16 protein-coding genes are annotated in these 19,077 nt (G+C 57.2%); 5 read left to right on the top strand and 11 right to left on the bottom strand.

What is annotated here, in order from left to right:
* Positions 1-84 precede the first annotated feature (84 nt).
* From RCI_RS11585 to RCI_RS11570, 4 genes are all read right to left on the bottom strand, one after another.
* Positions 85-489 (bottom strand): hypothetical protein, encoded by a 405-nt coding sequence (locus RCI_RS11585; protein WP_012036631.1) that lies wholly within the window; start codon positions 487-489, stop codon positions 85-87.
* Between the two features lie 281 nt (positions 490-770).
* Entirely contained in the window at positions 771-2,669 is a 1,899-nt protein-coding gene (gene lonB, locus RCI_RS11580) for an ATP-dependent protease LonB (protein WP_394296436.1), read from the bottom strand.
* Positions 2,670-3,155: 486 nt separating this feature from the next.
* Positions 3,156-4,865 carry a COG1361 S-layer family protein gene (locus tag RCI_RS11575; protein ID WP_012036629.1) on the bottom strand — a complete coding sequence of 570 codons (1,710 nt, stop codon included), beginning with the start codon at positions 4,863-4,865 and terminating at the stop codon, positions 3,156-3,158.
* Between the two features lie 20 nt (positions 4,866-4,885).
* Positions 4,886-7,126 (bottom strand): hydrophobe/amphiphile efflux-3 (HAE3) family transporter, encoded by a 2,241-nt coding sequence (locus RCI_RS11570; protein WP_012036628.1) that lies wholly within the window; start codon positions 7,124-7,126, stop codon positions 4,886-4,888.
* Positions 7,127-7,413: 287 nt separating this feature from the next.
* On the opposite strand from RCI_RS11570, the gene RCI_RS11565 reads away from it, so the two are divergent.
* On the top strand, positions 7,414-8,145 hold the full coding sequence (locus RCI_RS11565) for a hypothetical protein (protein ID WP_012036627.1): 732 nt from the start codon (positions 7,414-7,416) through the stop codon (positions 8,143-8,145).
* Between the two features lie 33 nt (positions 8,146-8,178).
* Here RCI_RS11565 and RCI_RS11560 read toward each other — a convergent pair whose 3' ends face one another.
* The 4 genes from RCI_RS11560 to RCI_RS11545 form a co-directional block, all read right to left on the bottom strand.
* Positions 8,179-8,577, bottom strand: a complete 399-nt coding sequence (locus RCI_RS11560) for a response regulator transcription factor (RefSeq protein WP_012036626.1) — start codon at positions 8,575-8,577, stop codon at positions 8,179-8,181.
* A 156-nt stretch (positions 8,578-8,733) separates the two neighbouring features.
* A complete protein-coding gene (locus RCI_RS11555; RefSeq protein WP_012036625.1) occupies positions 8,734-9,504 on the bottom strand; it encodes an ABC transporter ATP-binding protein in 771 nt (256 codons plus the stop codon).
* Between the two features lie 7 nt (positions 9,505-9,511).
* Positions 9,512-10,285, bottom strand: a complete 774-nt coding sequence (locus RCI_RS11550) for an ABC transporter permease (protein WP_012036624.1) — start codon at positions 10,283-10,285, stop codon at positions 9,512-9,514.
* Between the two features lie 63 nt (positions 10,286-10,348).
* Entirely contained in the window at positions 10,349-11,407 is a 1,059-nt protein-coding gene (locus RCI_RS11545; RefSeq protein WP_012036623.1) for an ABC transporter substrate-binding protein, read from the bottom strand.
* Between the two features lie 129 nt (positions 11,408-11,536).
* Here RCI_RS11545 and RCI_RS11540 point away from each other — a divergent pair, with 129 nt between their 5' ends.
* Positions 11,537-12,082 carry a helix-turn-helix domain-containing protein gene (locus RCI_RS11540; RefSeq protein WP_012036622.1) on the top strand — a complete coding sequence of 182 codons (546 nt, stop codon included), beginning with the start codon at positions 11,537-11,539 and terminating at the stop codon, positions 12,080-12,082.
* Between the two features lie 50 nt (positions 12,083-12,132).
* Here RCI_RS11540 and RCI_RS11535 read toward each other — a convergent pair whose 3' ends face one another.
* Positions 12,133-13,494 carry a TraB/GumN family protein gene (locus RCI_RS11535; protein WP_012036621.1) on the bottom strand — a complete coding sequence of 454 codons (1,362 nt, stop codon included), beginning with the start codon at positions 13,492-13,494 and terminating at the stop codon, positions 12,133-12,135.
* 14 nt (positions 13,495-13,508) lie between these two features.
* Positions 13,509-14,609 carry a CBS domain-containing protein gene (locus RCI_RS11530; RefSeq protein WP_012036620.1) on the bottom strand — a complete coding sequence of 367 codons (1,101 nt, stop codon included), beginning with the start codon at positions 14,607-14,609 and terminating at the stop codon, positions 13,509-13,511.
* A 65-nt stretch (positions 14,610-14,674) separates the two neighbouring features.
* Between RCI_RS11530 and RCI_RS11525 the strand changes: the two genes are divergently transcribed.
* A complete protein-coding gene (locus tag RCI_RS11525) occupies positions 14,675-14,974 on the top strand; it encodes a PRC-barrel domain-containing protein (protein WP_012036619.1) in 300 nt (99 codons plus the stop codon).
* Positions 14,975-15,266: 292 nt separating this feature from the next.
* On the opposite strand, the gene RCI_RS11520 is transcribed toward RCI_RS11525, so the two are convergent.
* Positions 15,267-16,478 (bottom strand): MDR family MFS transporter, encoded by a 1,212-nt coding sequence (locus tag RCI_RS11520; protein ID WP_012036618.1) that lies wholly within the window; start codon positions 16,476-16,478, stop codon positions 15,267-15,269.
* Between the two features lie 65 nt (positions 16,479-16,543).
* On the opposite strand from RCI_RS11520, the gene RCI_RS11515 reads away from it, so the two are divergent.
* Positions 16,544-17,269 carry a tRNA(His) guanylyltransferase Thg1 family protein gene (locus tag RCI_RS11515; RefSeq protein WP_012036617.1) on the top strand — a complete coding sequence of 242 codons (726 nt, stop codon included), beginning with the start codon at positions 16,544-16,546 and terminating at the stop codon, positions 17,267-17,269.
* Positions 17,270-17,314: 45 nt separating this feature from the next.
* Positions 17,315-18,916 carry a hypothetical protein gene (locus RCI_RS11510; protein ID WP_012036616.1) on the top strand — a complete coding sequence of 534 codons (1,602 nt, stop codon included), beginning with the start codon at positions 17,315-17,317 and terminating at the stop codon, positions 18,914-18,916.
* Positions 18,917-19,077 lie beyond the last annotated feature (161 nt).

Below are 19,077 nucleotides of genomic sequence, written 5' to 3'. Positions count from 1 at the left end.
CTACTTAAATGAATGAAAAGTAGTAAAGTGGGTTATGGTACATATGCTTGCTGATTAAGTGCAGTCAAGCTTGCAGGTAAGAGTTTATAGGCTCAAAACACCGAGGTACCCAAACGGGTTCAAGGGCCCGGTCGTGACAGTCAGACTCACGTTCGTGGCAGATGCGCCCGGATTCGCGATAGTATACCGGGCATATAACGGGCTCCCTATGCCCGTTATACCACCGGTGATGCCATATGAATACTCGCCCCCGAACAGATTCCGGATTTCGGTCTCAACCGGCAGGTCTGTCCGGAGGAGGCGGACGGTCACCATTCCCGGAGGCATGCTGAAGGTTTTCACTTCGCCAGGAGCCAGAGTAATAGTCTCGTTGTAGATGGTCCTTTCGCCGACAGAAGTCAAAAACATAAAGACGATGCTGATGACCAGTAGTAGAAGTATCGTGTAGAGCGTATAAGTGTATAGCGATGCCCATCGGACCATTATCATGAGATAAGTTGTATAATGCTATATATTATCGCTTGATCTGTCACCGGATAGCAGAATATCAGTTTGAACTTATCAGATAAGAAGCCAGTTTTTGGTGCTGGCATATCGAATCCGACTATGGTCAGGTATGCTGCGTTATGATGGGAGTGGTGGTAGAGAATTGAAAACTTGAATGTTAAAAAAAGATTATTGCCCGCCTCACGCTTAGTCAGGCGGTGCGGGCTTTATTAGGGCTAGTACGGGAAAATCCTGGGCATGATGGCCCAGGACACATCCGCACGTTAGTGCGGCAACGCCTTATCGAAGATCCCAATGCCCATCTTATCGACGCTGAAGTTCCGGATCTTATCTATGAAGCTCTCCTTCTTCTTGCCGGTGAGGGCATGCTCCAGGACTTCGCTGATGTTGGTGACCGGGATGATCTTGACCCGGTCCTTGTACATGTCCTCGATGAGGACGTCGCCGAGGTTCGACTTCGGGATGAGCACGGTGGAGATGCCTGCGAGGGCTGCCGCCTCGATCTTGTAGGTGACGCCGCCGATCGGCAGCACGTCGCCTCTGACGGACAGCGAGCCGGTCATGGCCACGCTCTGGTCTACCGGGATCTGCGAGATGGCGGATATAACAGCCGTAGCTATGGATACGGAGGCGCTGTCGCCTTCCACGCCTTCATAGGTGCCCACGAACTGGATGTGGACGTCCATGCCGGTGATGTCCTGGCCGGTGAACTTCTTGATGATGGCGCTCACGTTCTGGACCGCTTCTTTGGCGATCTCCTGCAACTTGCCCGTGGCATATACGTGGCCTTCCGACTTGGACATGGCGGGGGTCACTTCTGCCACGATGGGGAGCACGACGCCTGCGTCGCCGCCCATGACTGCGAGGCCGTTGACTCTGCCGACTTCTTCGCCTGCCGCCTGGAAGAGGCGGTAGTCCTTCCTTCTGTCGAGGTAGTTGTCGGTCAGCTGCTGTTCGACGGACCTGGAGATCCGCTTGGCCTTGAGCACGTGGTCTGCCGTCGTCAGTGCGGCGCCTTCGGACCGGGCGATGTCGCCGGATACTCTGACCAGTCCGCCGAGGTCTCTCAGCTTGAGGGTCAGGTGGCCCTTGCGGCCTGCCCGGCGCATGGATTCTCTCATGATCTCTTCCACTGCGGAGTGGTCGAAGTGGGGGATCTTGCCGTCTCTCATGACTTCCTGGGCGACGAACCGGACGACCTTCCTGCGGTTCTCCATGGTGTCTTCCATCGAGTCGGTCATGAACAGCTCGTAGCCGTAGCCCTTGATTCTGGACCGGAGTGCCGGGTGCATGCCTTCCATGGCGTCGAGGTTGCCCGCGAGCACCATGATGAAGTCACAGGGCACCGCGTCAGTCTTGACCATGGCGCCGGATGATCTCTCCGACTGGCCAGTGATGGCGAACTTGCCTTCCTGGACGGCGGTCAGCAGGTGCTGCTGGCTCTCCATCCGGAGGGTGTTGATTTCGTCGATGAAGAGGACGCCTTTGTGGGCCTTGTGGATGGCTCCTGCCTCCACGCGGTCGTGCGATGGCGTTTCGAGGCCACCCGACTGGAAGGGGTCGTGCCTGACGTCGCCGAGCAGCGCGCCTGCGTGGGCGCCGGTGGCGTCTACGAATGGTGCTGTCGTCTTGCCCTGGTTGGACACGAGCAGCTTGGGGGTGATGATAGTCTCCTTAGGAGTGACGTATCTCAGTATGAGCAGTAACAGTAGTACAGCGATAATTGCCCACATGAACGTCTCGCGCGGCAGGTAGAACCATGCGAAGCCGAGGATTGCCAGCATGGCCACAACGATGATCAGGTTGCGGAGCTGTGCGTTCTTCTGTGCTTCCATCTTGTGTGCGTTCACTATTTGCTTGCCTTTGCCCGCCGGGACGACCCTCACCTTAGGGTTGTTCGAGTCCTCGGGGTTGTGGTAGATCAGTACGTCCTGCAGCTCTTCCTTCGGCAACAGTTCTGCCATTGCCTTGGCGAGCATGGACTTGCCAGTGCCTGGCGTGCCGATCATCATTACGTGGCGGCGCTGGCTGGCCGCTTTCTTGATGACCTCCACAGCATGCTCCTGGCCGATCACCTGATCGATGAGCCGGGTGGGGACCTCTATGTCCGCCGTGGACTTGAATTCCAGGCCACCGCAGAGATCGTCCTGCCGGGGTTCCATTTTTGTCTCGTCACTCACTATGATCACCGGTTTATTGGTTTGATTTGCATAATCTGTTACATAGGATAAATACTTTTAGAGATTTTATTTTATGCGCGGCATAATATTATCATTCGGCCGCTTTCGGCATATTTGCGGGCGCGAACCCGCTACCCTGAGCGTTCACAGGGGTGACAGCCAGCCGCCTTAAAAATTTTCAATGGTGTCTTAGTACATTCTATATTAATATAGTTTAAGCTTTAAACCTTTTCGTAAATTGATCGGGATATTTTTATTAGTTTATTTTCAGGAACGTATGTAAAACGTGTACAAATTTATACTCTGCTGTCGATATAAGCCTCGATGCTGTGCGATCCGCAGGCTGCCGCAGGCAGGCGATTGCCCGGCAATAGAACAGGCTGTCATGCCGCGTTTTTACCAGAATCCTTAAAGTCGGCGGCGAAGTACCGGGCGTTTGTCGGACAGGCCAGATATAGCATCAATCTGTTACTTTACATTTGATTCTTCTCCCGAAGACTCTTCACCGCCCGCCTGCTCCTGAGGGCCTTTCTTTTTCTTCAGCCACCTGTACACCGCATAGAGTATGCCTGCGATCAGCAGGATGATCAGGCCCGTGACGAGGAGCCAGTTCTCCAGGATCGTCTCCCAGAGTGTCGGTGGGGGGTCCACAGTGATGGCCTTGCGGATAATCTTGGTGACATGGGGTTCGTCCTGGCTGTCGTAGTACTTGACTTCGAGGGTGACGTAATAAGTGCCGGGTACCGCGTCGGGCTTCACCTTGATCCCGAACTGGGTGCTTACGTTCTCCCCGGGTTCCACGTCCCCCAGGTACATGGTGTCGTAGCTGACGGTGAACGGGTCCAGCGCGTTCATGCGGACGATGGAGTCCCGGGCTATCATGGTGCCGTTGTTGACCAGGGTGAGGTGGGCAATAATCGAGCGGCCGCATTTGATCTTTATGGGCTCGCCGTCTACGGTGAACCTCATCCTGGGCTCGACGTGGATGCCGAAGGTCTCGACGTTCGAGGACTTTTCGGTGCCCCACTTATCCTGGTAGGAGACGACGGCGCTGATCGGGAAGTCCCCGTCTTCGGCATCGTCAGCCACGCTGAGCTTGAACTTGACCACCCGCTCTTCGCCGGGCTCCATGTGGCCCAGGTACTGGGAGTTCTGGACGGGGACCAGCATGTTTTGGTCCAGCTGGATCGGCTGTTGCAGAGGGGTAGTCTGGTAGGTGGCAAGCTCGTAGTTGACCGGGTAATAGAAGGAAGACTGACAGGGGCCGATAGTCGGGGTGGTGAGGTAGACGATCGCATGATCCACTGCCGTCAGCCCGGTGTTGGTGACCCGGACGGACACGATGCCATTGGTGCCCGGCACCATGTCTATGGCAGTGATGTCCGTAACGACCAGGTCGTAGATGCCCATGATCACTATGTCGAGGTAGATGAGGCACGACTCTTCTACGTAGTTGCTGTAGCCGTACATCTGGCCGAAGAAGGAGGTGTACTGGTAGTCTTCGGCCAGCCGCTTGTAGGTGATCAGCAGCGGGAGTTTGTAGTGCCCGGGCTGGGCGTCCCGGCTCACCCTGACAAGATAGGGGATGGGCGCTGTGGTGGTGCCTGCGGGCAGGGAGCCCAGTACCATGCGGTTGTCCGACATGATCTCGATAGGCAGGTCACCGGGAAGAAGCTCGCAGGTGATGCCGAGGGCGGTGGTCACCCCTGCGGCAACGCCGGGGGCGCTGTTGATCTGCAGGTTTCCGAACGCCCCGATCTGGGAGAACTGGTATGATGAGGTGCTGGTGCTCTGGGAGAGCGAGGTACTGGTCGAGCTTGCAGACCCGCTCAGGCTGCCTATGCCAGTTCCTGTGCTCCCGACTGCGCCGTTAAGGCCGGCGGCTGCGATCTTGTACTCGGATGAATCGTAGAGCGTTTTAGACGACGCGCCGTTGACGATCGCCGAATATGAGGCGCCCCCGGTTGACTGGAGCCACGCGTCCGGGGTGTCGTAGCCAGCGATTGCGGTGATGAAACCGCTGTTCTGGACGAGCAACTGCAAGGTCACTATCTGTCCGGGATACAATTCTTTACTGCCGTATATGCACGCGTCGATCATAGGCCCGCCTATGATCTGAGCCTCTGCGGAAGGGGCCGCGAGCGGGCATAGCAGGGAAATTAGGCAGATGGACAGCATGAAACAGGCAGATAGTCGGACTATACTTTAACCCCCCTGACTTTTGACCACCAGGTATCCAGGGTGACCAGGAGAGGTGGCATGATGACGAAGGCGCTGCATAGCGCCAGGATGAAGTCTATAATGGTCACGAGCCCGAAGTTGCTCAGGATGGAGAAGTTGGACATGACGAGGGCTCCGAAGCCTGCGATGACGGTGCTGGCGCTGGAGAAGATGGCGTTGCCGATCTTGGCGGTGGCGATCCGCATGGCTTCCAGCGGCGGGAAGCCTTTGGCTTTCTCCTCGTAGTACCGCTCCATGTGCAGGATGGAGAAGTCTATGCCGATGCCGATGGTCAGCGCGCCCAGCGTTACCGACAGCGGGGTGTATTTCATGTGGAGGATGATCATGACGATGCAGGACAGGCCTGTCACTATGACGACGGCGATCACTGGCACGACTGACCTCACCCAGTCTCCCCTGTAGACGATGAGCAGGCCGATCAGGACCAGCAGGCCGCTGGCCAGTGTCATCTGCAGCCTGTCGCTCGTCAGGGATCCGAGCGTCGTCAGCATGACTCTGGACTGGCCGCTCAGCGTAGCGCTGATGCCTGCGGGGGGACTGAGGAAGGACAGGTCCCGCTCGACCCTGCGCAACATGCTCATCTGCTGATCTGTGGGCAGATCGTTGATGGTCATGGTGATGATGGAGGTGGTCCGGTAGTCGTCGATGTACCGGCGCTGCTCCTCCCACGGGATCCGGTCCAGAACCGCCTGTATCTCCGGGCCGGTATCGGGGACGACTCCGTCGTTATAGGAGGCCATGAGTGTGTTGAGGCTGCTGACAGCCAGCACGTCCGGATTGTTGCTCTTCTCGTACAGGGAAAAGTTCTGCATCCAGCGTACGGTGTCGGGAGCGGTGACGTCGTGGGCTTTGACCTGGACGATCATGTCGGTGGTCTTGACGTCCATGATGTTGGTCAGGCTGCGGAACAGCACGACCGAGGGCAGGTCCTGCGGGGCGAAGCTGGACTGGTCGATCTCCACGCCGATAGTCGGGTCGAGGGCATATCCTGCGATCATTGCCACCAGCGCAAAAATGACGATCACCGGGTGCCGGGTCGTCGTCTCCGCCACTCGCTCGATCACCTTTTCGATGACGCCCCGCTGTTCCACCTTATGCTGGATGCGGCCGGCTTTCGAGGAGAGGAGCACGAGGACGGATAGCAGCAGGAATAGCGCTGACAGGAAACAGACTGCCACGCCGATCATGCACATGAGGCCGAAGTCGTAGATCATCGGCACCGGCGACGCCAGGATGGAGAGAAAGCCTAGCAGGCAGGTCATGACTGAGTAGGCTACCGGGGGCCCTATGTTCTTCACTGTAGCCACGACTGCGTCGCCCGGAGCCTTGCCATCGGCAAGCTCTTCCATCATGCGGTTCTGGAACTGGATGGCGTACTCCACTCCGAGGCCGATCAGGATGGGGAACACTGCCATGGAGACCATAGTGAGTGGTACCCCTGTAATGCCCATGATGCCCCCGGTAAAGATCACTCCCACGAGGACGATCGGCAACGGCAGGAGCCGCCATTTAGAGTGGGAGAAGGTGAACCACAGGGCGATGATCATCATGATCACCGCCGACGCCAGCATGATGCTCATGCTGCGCATCATCTCATCCTGTATTTCCAGCATCATGGCGGTCTCGCCGGTGACCCTTGCCGAACTGCCTGCAGGCATGGGCACCCAGCGGATGGCGCTTTTAACATCCTCCAGTATTGCCGGCTTCTCGGCCTCCTCGAGGTCGCCCCGCAGCAGCACGCTCATGATGGTGTGATGCTTGCCGGGCACCAGAAACCTGGTCGCTTCCCCGGGTAGCAGTGAAATAATCCTCTCTGCCTGTGCAGAGTTTACAATCCCGCCGGAGGAGTACCTGTCGAGGATAGTGTATAGCCCGGTCACATTCTGGACTTTAGGATTGACCCGTATCTGACTGTCGAGCAGCCTCATGGCCTCGAGCACGTCAGGGCTGAAGACGTCGTCCGTAGTGATGAGGATCAGAAAGTTGGTAGCCTGGAAATTTTCCGTGTAGTATTCGATGTCCTTGTAGATCTGGGAATCCTTGAAGACGAAGGTCTCTATGCCTGTGGCCATGTAGATCTTCTGGGCGGAGACCATGGCTAAAATGAGCAGCAGCACTGCCATGACGATGATAAAAACATAGTGGTTCTTGATGAACCTGCCAATGGTTTCTCCCGGGTCGACCGTCCGCACCACCATCCATACCTGACGCAGGCTCTGCAACACGGCATTAATTGCTGCTTTGCGGCACCTGCACTGGCCGGGTACGGATAGTTTGTGGACGCCTAAAGATAAATATTGTTAATATATTATAGGTAATTATGCCATATCTATCGCAATAATGGCAAATAAATAGATTGCTTGGTGACAGGAGTATTGATGAAATAGCTATAGCCAAAAACTGGTTCGACAGAATAGCAGTAAAAGTGCTGGAAAGATTGATAGTAGAATAAAGAGTTAAATGGTATGTTCAAGAGGTATTTCTTATGAAGAAGTATGCTATTGGCTTTATTGCCTTAGTTCTGATGGCGGTAATGCTCAGCGGATGCACCACTACGGGCACTCCGCAGCCAGTAACCGCCACCCCGACGGCAGGCACTCAGCCGACCCCCACAGGAACGACCACCCCGGAAGTACCGGCAGGCGTGACCACGGAAGACGGAGTCACGACCATCACCGGCTCGGGCGACCAGACAGTACAGGTACAGTCGAAAGAAGGCGGATACCTGCTCAGGTACAGGTTCATGAATGATCTGAAGATCGATCACAAGTCCTCGGCAGGCATGTCGGTGCCACTGTTCCAGTCTGCGGGCGCAGCGATGGATTCCGACGGGTACTACACGATGTCTAGAATCGAGCACTGGTACAGCGACGACACCGAAACCATAGAGATCACGGCCAACGGCCCGTACATCGTCGAAATGATCCAGCTGCCCCACGGCGAGGCCGCATCGGTCCCCCAGACATACACTGGCGCGGGATGGCGTGCAATAGGGCCCTTTAACCTGAACGCAGGCACGGCGACCATTGACATCAGCATCCCCGACCTCGGCACCGCCTACGCCGCATCGATCACGTTAGACGATGGCACCACCGGCAACTACGTAAGCAGGCTGGAGATCGGCACGAACACGGTAGACATCCCGGAGACCGGAGCGTACTACGTAGAAGTGAACACTAACAAGGCTGTGGAGTGGACCGTCACAGTCACCCAGTAAACATTTGAGAGGTTGTCTCGACAACCTCTTCTTTTATCTCGCCGGCGGCTGAAGCCTGCCTTTTTCAGTGAGAATCTTTTTCACCCTTTCGAGCAGTTCGGCCCGGCCGAAAGGCTTGGTGATATAATCGTCAACCTGCACCACGTGGAGGCCGATCATTTTGTCGATAGACTGGGACTTGGCCGTGAGCATGGCAACCGGAATATCCCGGGTCTTCGTGTTCGATTTGATGTGGTTGTACACTTCCCAGCCGTCCATCTGCGGCATCATGATGTCGAGCAGGACAAGATCAGGCATTTCGTTGCCGATCTTTTCCAGCGCTTCCTTACCGCTGGTAGCCGTGACTACTTCGTAGCCCTCGCTCTTCAGCACGATCTTCACGAGGTCTACTACGTCCGGCTCATCGTCGACAATCATGATTTTGTTAGCCATGCATGCTCCCATACTATTTTCTCACGCGTTTTGATAAAGCTTGGGCGCATTTTCAGGCGGGGCATTGCCGAATGAGCAGGATTAGGGCTGGCCAGCAGACCGAAGAGTTGCCTGACGGGAAGAAAAAAGAGCTGATGCCGGAGTATCCGGCATATCTCAGCGGTCGGAGAGCTTCTTGACCTCAGTGAAGAGCGATTTGAGGATGGCATCCCTGACCTGGTTGACCTCGGCGTCGGTGCGCTTTCTGGGCCTGGGTAGCTTGATGTCGACGATTTCCTTAATCTGCCCGGGCCTGGCGGTCATGATGACCACTTTGTCTGCCAGGAAGACAGCTTCGTCGACGCTGTGGGTGACAAAGATCACCTTGATCTTCTCCTTCTGCCAGATCTCTAATAATTGTTCCTGGAGAATATTCCTCGTCTGGGCATCCAGCGCCCCGAAGGGCTCGTCCATCAGCAGGATTTCCGGGCCTACGGCAAGTGTCCGGGCGATGGCGCACCGCTGCTTCATGCCGCCTGACAGCTGGTGGGGGTAGGAGTCCCTGAAGCCGGACAGGCCAACCATATCGATGTACTTCTCCGCTATCTTCTCCCGCTCCGCGGGGGGCACGTTCTTGATCTCCAGGCCGAATTCCACGTTCTTCTGAACGGTGCGCCACGGGAACAGGGTGTACTCCTGGAACACGAAGCCCACTTTGGGCGAGGTGCCCTGGACGGGCTTGCCGTCGATGATGACTTCGCCTTTGCTGATCGGCTCCAGCCCCGAAATCATGCGGAGCAAGGTCGACTTGCCGCAGCCCGAAGGGCCGACGAGACAGATGAACTGGTGGTCGGTGATGTCCATCGAGATGTTGTCGATGGCCAGCATAGACCCGCCTTTAGCCGGGTACTCCTTGCTTACGCCCTGAATCTTGATGTCGCCTGCCATCGCTTACTCACTCTCCCTTCCCTATGCCTTTCTGCCACGCGAAGATCCGGTCCCCAACAATCTGGAAGGCCACGTTGATGAGCAGCCCGAGGATGCCGATCATGATCATGCCTACGAGGACTTTGTCGGTCTGCAGGAAGTTGGAGGCTTCGAGGATCAGGTTGCCCAGCCCGAACTTCACCGCGACCATCTCTGCTGCCACCACGCACATCCAGCCTATGCCCATGCCCACCCGCATGCCCGTATAAATGGTAGGCAACGCCGCCGGCATGACGACTTTCCGCAGGATCTCGAAGTCGGTGGCGCCGAAGGTGTAGGCGACCTCGATGAGCTTCCGGTCCACGTTGCGCACGCCAGACACAGTATTCAGGAGAATCGGGAACACGGCGCCGATGAAGACGAGGAAAACAGCCGATGTCAGGCCGATGTTGAACCAGAGAAGGGCCAGGCCGATCCAAGCGATGGGCGGAATGGGCCGGAGGACCTCGATGACCGGGTCGACGACGTAGGAGATCTCCCTCACCCAGCCCATGGCGATGCCGAGGGGCACTGCGACGACGACCGCTGCGAGGAAGCCGAGAATGACACGGAGAAGGCTGTAGCCCGCGTGCATGAAGAGCTCGCCGTCCATGACCATGTCTATCGTGGTGAGCAACACGTCGGAGGGCGGGGGAAGAATCACAGGCTTGACCAGCCCGAGGACGCCGGTGGCGACCTGCCAGACTACGATCAGGATCAGTATTCCCGAAAGCTGCATTAAAATTTTGCTGACGCGGGACATGTGAACCTTAATGGACGCTACTCAAAAATAAATTTGTTGGACAGGGCATCTGCCCTGTCAGGATTAAGCCCGGGTGCCGCCGCCGAGGCTGTTGACGGCGTTCAGGTCGAAGATGTCGGCCCGGGTGTGGTCGTTCTTCAAAATGCCGAGGTCCTTCATCTTGCGGGCGAAGGTCTCTGTGCCTGCGAGGAAGGTCTCGTCCGGCTTTGTCATGAAGGTCATGTGCTTCAGCGCTTCCAGCTCGACCTCCTTGCCGGAGTTGAGCCACTCGCTGCCGCCGACGATCTCCGCGGCCTCGTCGAAGTTGGACTTGATGAAGTCCACGCCGTCCTGGTGGGCCTGCAGGAACGCCTTGAGCGATTCGGGATAGTTCTCGATGAACCCGGTGGTCGTGGTTATAGTGTCGCACGGGTGGCCGGGCATCATGTCCTCCGACCAGAGCAGGACTTCAGCTGCCCCCTGCTGCACGGCCATGGTGGCGAACGGCTCCCACATGATGGCCGCGGAGATGCCGCCTTCGGTTTCGAGGGACTTGATCATGTCACCGCCGGGCATTGGGGCCTTGATGGAGACATCCTTAGTATAGTCGAGGCCGGCCTTCTGCAGCTGCTCACGGAGCATGATATCCTGGATCGAGCCCACGCTGGGCACTGCGATCTCCATGCCCTTCAGGTCAGCCACGGATTTGATGCCCAGGCCTTTCCGGAAGAACAGCGCGCTGCCGTTATTGTGTACTGCGCCCACGATCTTGACGGTCGAGTCTTTGTCCAGCGCCGCCAGGACCGGGGGCACTCCGGCCATGCCGATGTCGATGTTGCCCGCTACAACCTGCTGCATAATCTGGGGGCCTGCGGTGAACTTGACGAACTCTACGTTGATGTTACGGTTCTCGAAGAACTTCTTCGTGCTGGCGATGAATGCCGGGGCGTGGTGGTCGGTGGGCATCCAGCCGATCTTCACTAGGTCTTTCACCCCGGGGGTACCTGTCGGGGTCGGGGTGGTGCACCCGGCCAGCGAGGCGCCGCCGATTACGGCGATACCGGCGCCGATACCCATCTTGAGCACGTTTCTCCGGGAGGTCTTCTCTTCCTGTACCTTGTCGAATAGTTCGTCGAGAGCCATAATAAGCCATCCGCTTGTGATTACTGGCTACACTATCGTGTATTACTATAAATTTTTTCCTTTTTCAGCCGGCCGTTAACCCAAAAGTACAAGTAATCCGAGGTAAATTATACATTAGGGTACAGATTTATGACACTTGCAGACGACATCGCAGTCGCAGCCTTCCAGTCCGACGAGGAATTCCGCAGGGTACTCGACAAGGTGATCCGCAAGGATTTAGGCCTGAGCATCGCCGAGTTCGGGGAGCGCTCCAGAATATCGCCCAGCACCTTATATAAGATCATGAGCGGGGACAGGGATCCCAACCTGAACACCCTCCGGGATGTGGTCAACTCGGTCAGGGAAATCGAGGGCCTGAGCCGGGAAAAGTTCATCGCCGTCATCGCCGCCAGGCCAGTGCTCGACAGGATTCACGAGCGGGAGATGTTCGTGGATGAGCGGCGGGTTGTCGTCCGGGAGTACGCGGCAGCGACTATGGAAGACGCGATAGTAGCAGCGATAAGAGCGGAAAGGGACGGAGCCCAGGCGCTGGTCTGTGCGCCTATTGTAAGTTATACGATCGAGAAGATTGTACGGGTGCCTGTTGCGACCATAATGCCGACGAACAGTGTGACGGTAGCGATAGAAACTGCGTCGAGAAAGATAAGATCACAGCAAGCGCTGCCGCCGAGATAAAAAGGAAGCAACTGCCTGATCAATAATGTCGTGATCAGGCATCAGTCAGCTTATTTTGGAAGTACGCTACCGATCCACATCATTACAGTATTGTACCCGTTGCTGAGCCCGCTTTGCAATAATCCCACGGGGTCGTTGAGCCCGAAGAAGTAGGCCAGTACGAAGATGCCGACGAAGGTGCCGAGGGTGCTGCCGATGTTGGCCATGGCCGCGACGAGGATGGCCTTGAAGAGCCTGTTGCGGAACATGTTCTGGAAGGTCTTGACGAAGCTGTCCTCTTCGTTACCCAGGATGGTGTTCAGATCGTTCATGGTCGGGGGGCGCTGGGTCGCCTCTACCACGCCGGCGAGCCAGCCGATGGCCAGGAGAGGGTTGAGGAACCCGCACCAGGCGAGGCCGAAGGCCGTCGCTATCGATTTCCAGTGTCCGCCTACGATGGCGACGAATAAGGCCGAGAGGACGCCCTGGACGATGAAGAGCACGATCATCGCCTGGCCGACCTCTATCAGGGATTTGCCGGACAGGAGCAGCAGCCCGAGGACTGCCACGACGGATAAGACTATCAGGGCACTTATGATCTTGACTAGGGGAAATTTCCGCTTCTTCGGAATCTCCACCAGCGTGTGAATGGGGGGCACTTTCTCGGGGTGCTCGATGTATTTACGGATGCCCTCACGGTGGCCTGCGCCGACCACACCCAGGACTCTTTTGGTCTTGCCGATCTCGATCAGGTTGTGGGCGAGATAGGCGTCTCTCTCGTCGACCAGCACGACGGCTGCGGTGGGAGTGAAATCTCTTAGCTCTTCAAGCAGGTCGGAGACCACGTCCTCTTTGGTGATCTCTTCCAGGTCGATCTTGTCGGTGCCGTAGCCGAGCATCGCCAGCACCAGGGAGTAGAACATGCGGAACTTTTCCCTCAGCGTCATCTTGGCCCAGAACCTCGCGAGGGTGACCCCGATGTCCCGGTCGATGCGCGCCACGGGTATGCCTTTCTTCTGCGCGGCCGCCACTGCCGCCATCATTTCCGCGCCCGGCTTGACGCCGACGTCGGAGCCGACTTTCCGCTGGACGTAGGCCAGCATGTACTGGAGCAGAAAGATCATCAGGTTGTTGCCCTTAAGCAGCTCTTTGATCTCGATGTTCTTCTTCTCGTCTTCCGGCTGCTGCAGCGCCTTAAAGCGCCGGTCGTCCAGCTCCACGGCCACCACGTCGGGGGCGTAGTGCTCTATGGCTTCCTCTACTTCCCGGATGCTCTTCTCCGACACGTGGGCCGTGCCCACCAGGAAAATGTTGTCCCGGGGGTTGGGCGAGACAGGCTGCCCCAGAGGAACCGTAAAGCTCAGAGATGCCTTAGCATCTGTGGAAAGGTTGCCTGCAGGCTGCTGCTTGTTATCGTCAGTCAATGTTCTCACTACCTACCTACGTTTTACTGCTTGCTCAACGCGCCTTGTAGCTCGATCGCCCGGACGATGTCGGTACGGGAGATGATGCCGGCCAGCCGATCGCCTTCCATGACCACGACGCGGCCCACCCGGCGCTGCGAAATTTTCTGAAGTGCATCCGCTGCGTCATCATCGGGTTTCAGCGTTATAACGTTTCTGGTCATGACATCCCGGACAAAAGTGCTGTCGCGTGCCGTTTCGGGCACCTTCGAGACATCGCTGAGCGTCACGATGCCGGCCAGCCGCCCGTTCTCTAGGACCGGGTAGCCCAGGTGCTTCTTCTGGAACATCGTCTGCAGGCACGAGGAGAGGCTGGCCCCGGAGTCGATAGTATCGACGGCCTTCGTCATGATGTCCCGGACCTTCACCCCGTCCAGCATGACGGAGGTGATGGTCGAGCGCTCTTCCTCACCCGCCGCCACGTAGATGAAGAACGCTATGATGATGAACCAGATCCCCGAGAGTCCCATGAACAGGCCCACGATGCCCAGCAGGTAGGCGAACATCTTGCCGGTGAAGACCGCCCACCTGGTCGCCGCGATGTAGGGCATGCGCATGGCCAGCAAAGCCCGTAGCACCCGGCCCCCGTCCATCGGGAAGGCGGGGAGGATGTTGAAGATGCCCAGCAGGATGTTCAGGTAGGTCATCAGAAAGATCATGATGCCCAGCGGAGTGGTGGTCGGAATTCCGGTGACCAGCAGTAAAGCTCCGCAGGCGATCCCGATCGCGATGCTGGTGAGCGGCCCGACGACGGCTATCCGCGCCTCTACCCCCGGGTTCCGGGGGACCTCTTCCATGGAGGAGACGCCGCCGAAGAGGTACAGGGTGATGTCGCTGATTTTTATCCGGTTCCTGATAGCCACATAGGAGTGGGCGACCTCGTGGACGAGCACGCAGGCGAAGAGCAGTATGCCCGCAATCGTGCCCAGCGCGTAGCGCATGATCGGGTCTGAGATTGCCGAAAAGCCGAAGGGGGACGGCCCTGCGGCGAACGAAAAGGCGATCAGCGGCAGAATGAGCAGGAAAGTGATGTGCAGGCGGATGGGTATTCCCAGCACGCTGCCGATTTTCAGCGAACTTTTCATGCTTTGAAATTTATCAAGCAAAGTATATATCAGTATAGCACAATAGTTAGGGGAGAGGATTCCTGATGGTTACTGACGTAGCGTCATTGTTCGATTTAACAGTTTACACGGACAAAGGGTATTACATCGGAAAGGTGTACGATGTGGAGATCGACGCTTCCGAGAGGAGGATCCATACCCTGGTAGTCGAGAATTACAACAGAGACATCATCAACGAGGACACCGGGTTCAACGTTGCCGAGAGCAGCAAGGCCAAGATCCCGTACAGGTGGGTTACGGCGGCCGCTGACATCGTCATCATCAGACACCCGGCCAGAAAGAGCGCAGCCTCAATGGCGAGCGACGCAGACGGCCTGGGCCTGTAAATCCAGCTATTTTTTTTCCTTTCTTTTAGTCAGTATAACCATTCTAACCGAATTAACACCGTATATATCGATCACCCTGGCAATTAGGTGATCTTTCGGCCATAAGGTCCAGGAGATACTTGGAGGTCGTTGAGAATTAAGTTAATAAATATCCTCTCAGACCTTTCCACACTCCAGAACCTCCTCTCTAACCTCCCCACCCTCCCAGACCTCCCAGCCTGAAAATCCTTCCCCACCTCCCGGGAACTCCCCGACTTCAGAGGATTTTTCCATTCGGGGTTCTGGTATAACCCTACTCCGGCAGCGCCACAGTATTTTTCTCGGGCGGCACTATCTTCTTCAGGTACAGGAATCCTGCCGCGCACAGTAGTCCTGCCGTCGCCACGACGAGCCACATGGCCCACGGGCTGCCGGCGAAGACGCTCAGGAGCATGCCGCCGATAAGTGGGCCTACTGCCGAGCCCATGTTGGTCGTGAGGCCGGAGAAGCCCAGGTACCTGCCTCTTGTTTCGCTGGTGGACAGGTTGGTTGCCAGCGTGATCTGGGCGGGTATGAACCAGAGCTCTCCAATAGTGATCAGGAAGAGGCAAATCGCCAGCATGGCGAAGCCCTGGGACACCGAGACCAGCGCGAACCCTGCGGCGTAGAAGAGGATGCCGACGGTCATGGAGAACGTCATCCGGAACCTGTCCGCTACCCTTGTCACGAAGTATTGCAGGGTTACTACCATGATGCCGTTGATCGCCAGCAGCACACCGATCTCCGGCTCGCTCAGGCCGGCATAGCCCTTCGAGTACATGGACAGCGGCGTGTACATCTGGGAGTAGACGACGAAGACCAGGAAGGACAGCAGGGAAAACACCATGAAGGTCCTGTCTGCCAGAATCGTGCCCATGCCACCCCTGGCCCTGGCCTTTTCAGGCCGGCACCTCCGGGTATCCCCGATGAAGGCGAGCACCAGGGCAAGGTACAGCGTGCTTGTGACCGCGGTCAGGTAGAACATGCTGGAGTACGATACGATCGCCATCAGCCCGCCTATGATCGGCCCGGTGGCGAAGCCGAGGTTGTGCGCCACCCGGAGCAGCGCGAACGCTTCGGTGCGCTTCTCAGCCGGAACGATGTCTGCAGCGATCACGTTGGGGATGGGGCGGAACAGCCCGGTGGCGACCCGGGTCAGGGATAGCAGCACCAGGTAATAGATGTAAGGAGCCTGGACGCTCACCGCCCAGCCGAGCATCAGGAAGCTCCCGATGAGCAGAATCAGGCCGATGATCAGCACGGTCCTCCGGCCCAGCCGGTCGCACGCCTCGCCTCCGACGAACTGGAAGATCGCGCCTGCGAAGGCGGAGAAGAACATCGCGAAGCCGACGAGAGCAGGAGACTCCCCCTGGTACACGAACAGGTAAATGGCGATGAAAGGCATGACTATGGACATGCCAAACTGGTTCAGCGCCATTCCCGCGAACAGCACCCAGACGCGCCTGTCAAACTGCGGTAACTTCATGCGACCGGCCTCCCAGTCGGAAAATTAGTAATATGCGTTACCCATAAATAAGCTTTGAGAAGCCGATGAAGCGAAAGGAGATATTCAGCGCCATCCGGGCGGCACCCCCGGTCATCGTCCGCCTGGACGGGAGGAATTTCAAAGAGTCCCTGAGCAGGCTCGGGTTTGCTAAGCCCTACGATCTCAGGTTTCAGCAGGGCATGGTGGCCGCCGCCCGCATGCTGGTGGAGCAAAGCAGCCTGGCGCCGGAATGGGCTTTCACGTTCTCGGACGAGGTCAGCCTCCTTTTTAAAAAGCTGCCCTTCGACGGCCGGCTCGAAAAGCTGGACTCTGTCATCCCCTCGTACATGGCCAGCGCCCTGACCATTGCGCTAAAGGTCGAAACCCCGCTGGCCTTCGACTCCCGGGTGATACCTGTACACCCTGAGGAAATCCCCGAATATCTGGCCGGCAGGCAGGCCGAGACCTGGCGCAACCACATGCAGTCCTACGGCTTTTACACCCTCGTCTCCGAAGGCATGGGTGAAAAGGAAGCGGCCGCGAAGATGAAGGGCATGAAGTTCGAGGACATTCACGAGCTAATGTGGCAGCGGGGAGTCAACCTGAACGAGACCCCGGGCTGGCAGCGCAAGGGCGTGTTCATCTACCGCAAGAAGACTACAAGGGAAGGCTACAATCCACTCAAAGGCGAGAAAGTCAGCGTCGAGCGCCGGGAAGTCGTAGAAGACTGGGATCCGTCGCTCTTCACTTCGGACGAAGGGAAAGCGTACCTGAAGCAGGCGCTTGGATAAGGGGCCATAAAAAAATTTATAGGTTAGCGTATCGAATCTGCTCTGATGTCCCAGACGAGGCGGTTACGTACTGAAGGAAAAAGAAAGGTCGGATCGAAGCCCGATGCTGACGTGCAGTCGAGAAACCGGCTCAGGCTGAGCCCGGGCGCAGAAAAGATACTGGTGCTGTTGCTGGTCGCTGCCACGCTGGCAGGCCTGTACTTTGACTTCTCGCTGGCGCTCATGTACCCGTTGACAAGCGACATGGCCAATGCCGGCCTGTTCCCGATGGAGGTCATGCAGGGCAACTTCGAGTACGTGCTGCCGGCTAACAACCCGTACATTTTCACGGACTATATCATTCATATGGTGATCCAGCCGCTCACAGGCTATAGCCATGTTGCGCTGGCGCTGACCGGCTATGGAATATTCGTCATGATCGTGCTCTCGGGCGCGGCGCTGGTGTGGCGCCTCGCCGGACGGGTGGAGGCCGCGGCAGCAGCGGCGATGATCGCCAACATGCCGTTCATGGGACTCATTTACGTCCTCTATCCGCTCTACCACAACGGCACTATCCTCTTTATCCTGCTCTCCCTCCTCGTCTATTATTCGGACAGACCTCCCTTACGGCTGAGCTTCAGGTCGAGAGTGCTGATTATAGGGGTACTGCAGTTCCTGGGCGTATTCTCGGACACCCTGATGCTTCCGCTGTTTACGGCGCCTCTCATGGCCTATGCAGCATACCGCATCCTGAAGCAGAGAATGGCGAAAGAAACGGAAAAGGGCGACGGCGAAAAGGAAGACAGTCCAGTCCTCCTGCTGGCCTCCGCAGTGCCTGCGTTAATCATTTACGTAGTCAAGTCGCGAATAGGCCAGCTATGGCCGGGAGGCCCGATTCTGGCAGCGTCCGGCGCAGATCTGGGATCGCCGGGAAACCTGTTCCAGCACACTGAAATGCTGTACTATTACTTCGCGGGCCTGATCAACAATGCAGGGGGAATATTTATCGCCATCATCCTCCTGTTCCTCGTTGTGGCTACGATCCTGGACAGGAGGGACCGTTTCCTGCATGCGGTGTTAGTACTTGGAGGGCTGTTCATGATCATCGGGTTCATGTCGATGGACATTGCAGGCGATCCGGCCAGGTATCTCACCCCGATCAGCATCATGGCCCTCATAGTAGCTGCTACCTGGACGATGCGGCGGGATGTAGGCTACCTGCCGCTGGTGGCGGTCACCATCATCGTCCTGGCAGGCGCCTGGCCGAATGGTAGTGTGATCTTTGAGGATACTGACCCCGACTTCATCAGGAACCAGCAGGCGTTCGTTACATTACTGGAGAGCGAAAACATCACTCACGCCTATGCCGACTACTGGACGGCAAATGTCTACACCTACCTTTCGGGCGGTAAAATCATGATCGAGCCGGTTAACGTAGAGGATGACAAGCTCAGGTTCCAGATGATGAACTCCGCGCCCCGCTGGGCGAACATATGGCCTGACGGCACCGACACCCGGCCGGTAGTCATCGCTTTAGCTGACAGCGACCTGGATGCCTGGGCTAAGAAGGTCAACGAAAACCATCCGCCCGAAGAGATACACGAGTTCGAAGGCGGCTGGATTTACGTCTATAACGGCACGCTTCCGGCCTGGCCGGCCGGAGAATAAATGCAGAGCAGCGCCAGCCCAGGACATGAAGGAGTCCCGGGTGCCTGCGCCTGCCCGATTATTTTGTATATGGCTCTTGCCCATTCTCCCGTGAATGAACGCCGACGAATTGCTACGCTGCACTGGCATTACAGCACAGTAGTGTAAGTTCACGAGATAAA

This window comes from Methanocella arvoryzae MRE50 (genome assembly GCF_000063445.1).
Lineage (GTDB): Archaea > Halobacteriota > Methanocellia > Methanocellales > Methanocellaceae > Methanocella_A > Methanocella_A arvoryzae.
Note: the sequence above shows the minus strand (reverse complement) of the source record. Positions and strands in the feature narration are given on the sequence as shown.

Coding starts and splice junctions, on each gene's coding strand:
- RCI_RS11515 (WP_012036617.1), top strand. CDS start 16,544: ATGAAGCGAAAGGAGATATTCAGCGCCATCCGGGCGGCACCCCCGGTC.
- RCI_RS11510 (WP_012036616.1), top strand. CDS start 17,315: ATGTCCCAGACGAGGCGGTTACGTACTGAAGGAAAAAGAAAGGTCGGA.
- RCI_RS11540 (WP_012036622.1), top strand. CDS start 11,537: ATGACACTTGCAGACGACATCGCAGTCGCAGCCTTCCAGTCCGACGAG.
- RCI_RS11550 (WP_012036624.1), bottom strand. CDS start 10,285: ATGTCCCGCGTCAGCAAAATTTTAATGCAGCTTTCGGGAATACTGATC.
- RCI_RS11575 (WP_012036629.1), bottom strand. CDS start 4,865: ATGCTGTCCATCTGCCTAATTTCCCTGCTATGCCCGCTCGCGGCCCCT.
- RCI_RS11585 (WP_012036631.1), bottom strand. CDS start 489: ATGATAATGGTCCGATGGGCATCGCTATACACTTATACGCTCTACACG.
- lonB (WP_394296436.1), bottom strand. CDS start 2,669: ATGGAACCCCGGCAGGACGATCTCTGCGGTGGCCTGGAATTCAAGTCC.
- RCI_RS11565 (WP_012036627.1), top strand. CDS start 7,414: ATGAAGAAGTATGCTATTGGCTTTATTGCCTTAGTTCTGATGGCGGTA.
- RCI_RS11570 (WP_012036628.1), bottom strand. CDS start 7,126: ATGGTGGTGCGGACGGTCGACCCGGGAGAAACCATTGGCAGGTTCATC.
- RCI_RS11520 (WP_012036618.1), bottom strand. CDS start 16,478: ATGAAGTTACCGCAGTTTGACAGGCGCGTCTGGGTGCTGTTCGCGGGA.
- RCI_RS11545 (WP_012036623.1), bottom strand. CDS start 11,407: ATGGCTCTCGACGAACTATTCGACAAGGTACAGGAAGAGAAGACCTCC.
- RCI_RS11525 (WP_012036619.1), top strand. CDS start 14,675: ATGGTTACTGACGTAGCGTCATTGTTCGATTTAACAGTTTACACGGAC.
- RCI_RS11530 (WP_012036620.1), bottom strand. CDS start 14,609: ATGAAAAGTTCGCTGAAAATCGGCAGCGTGCTGGGAATACCCATCCGC.
- RCI_RS11555 (WP_012036625.1), bottom strand. CDS start 9,504: ATGGCAGGCGACATCAAGATTCAGGGCGTAAGCAAGGAGTACCCGGCT.
- RCI_RS11560 (WP_012036626.1), bottom strand. CDS start 8,577: ATGGCTAACAAAATCATGATTGTCGACGATGAGCCGGACGTAGTAGAC.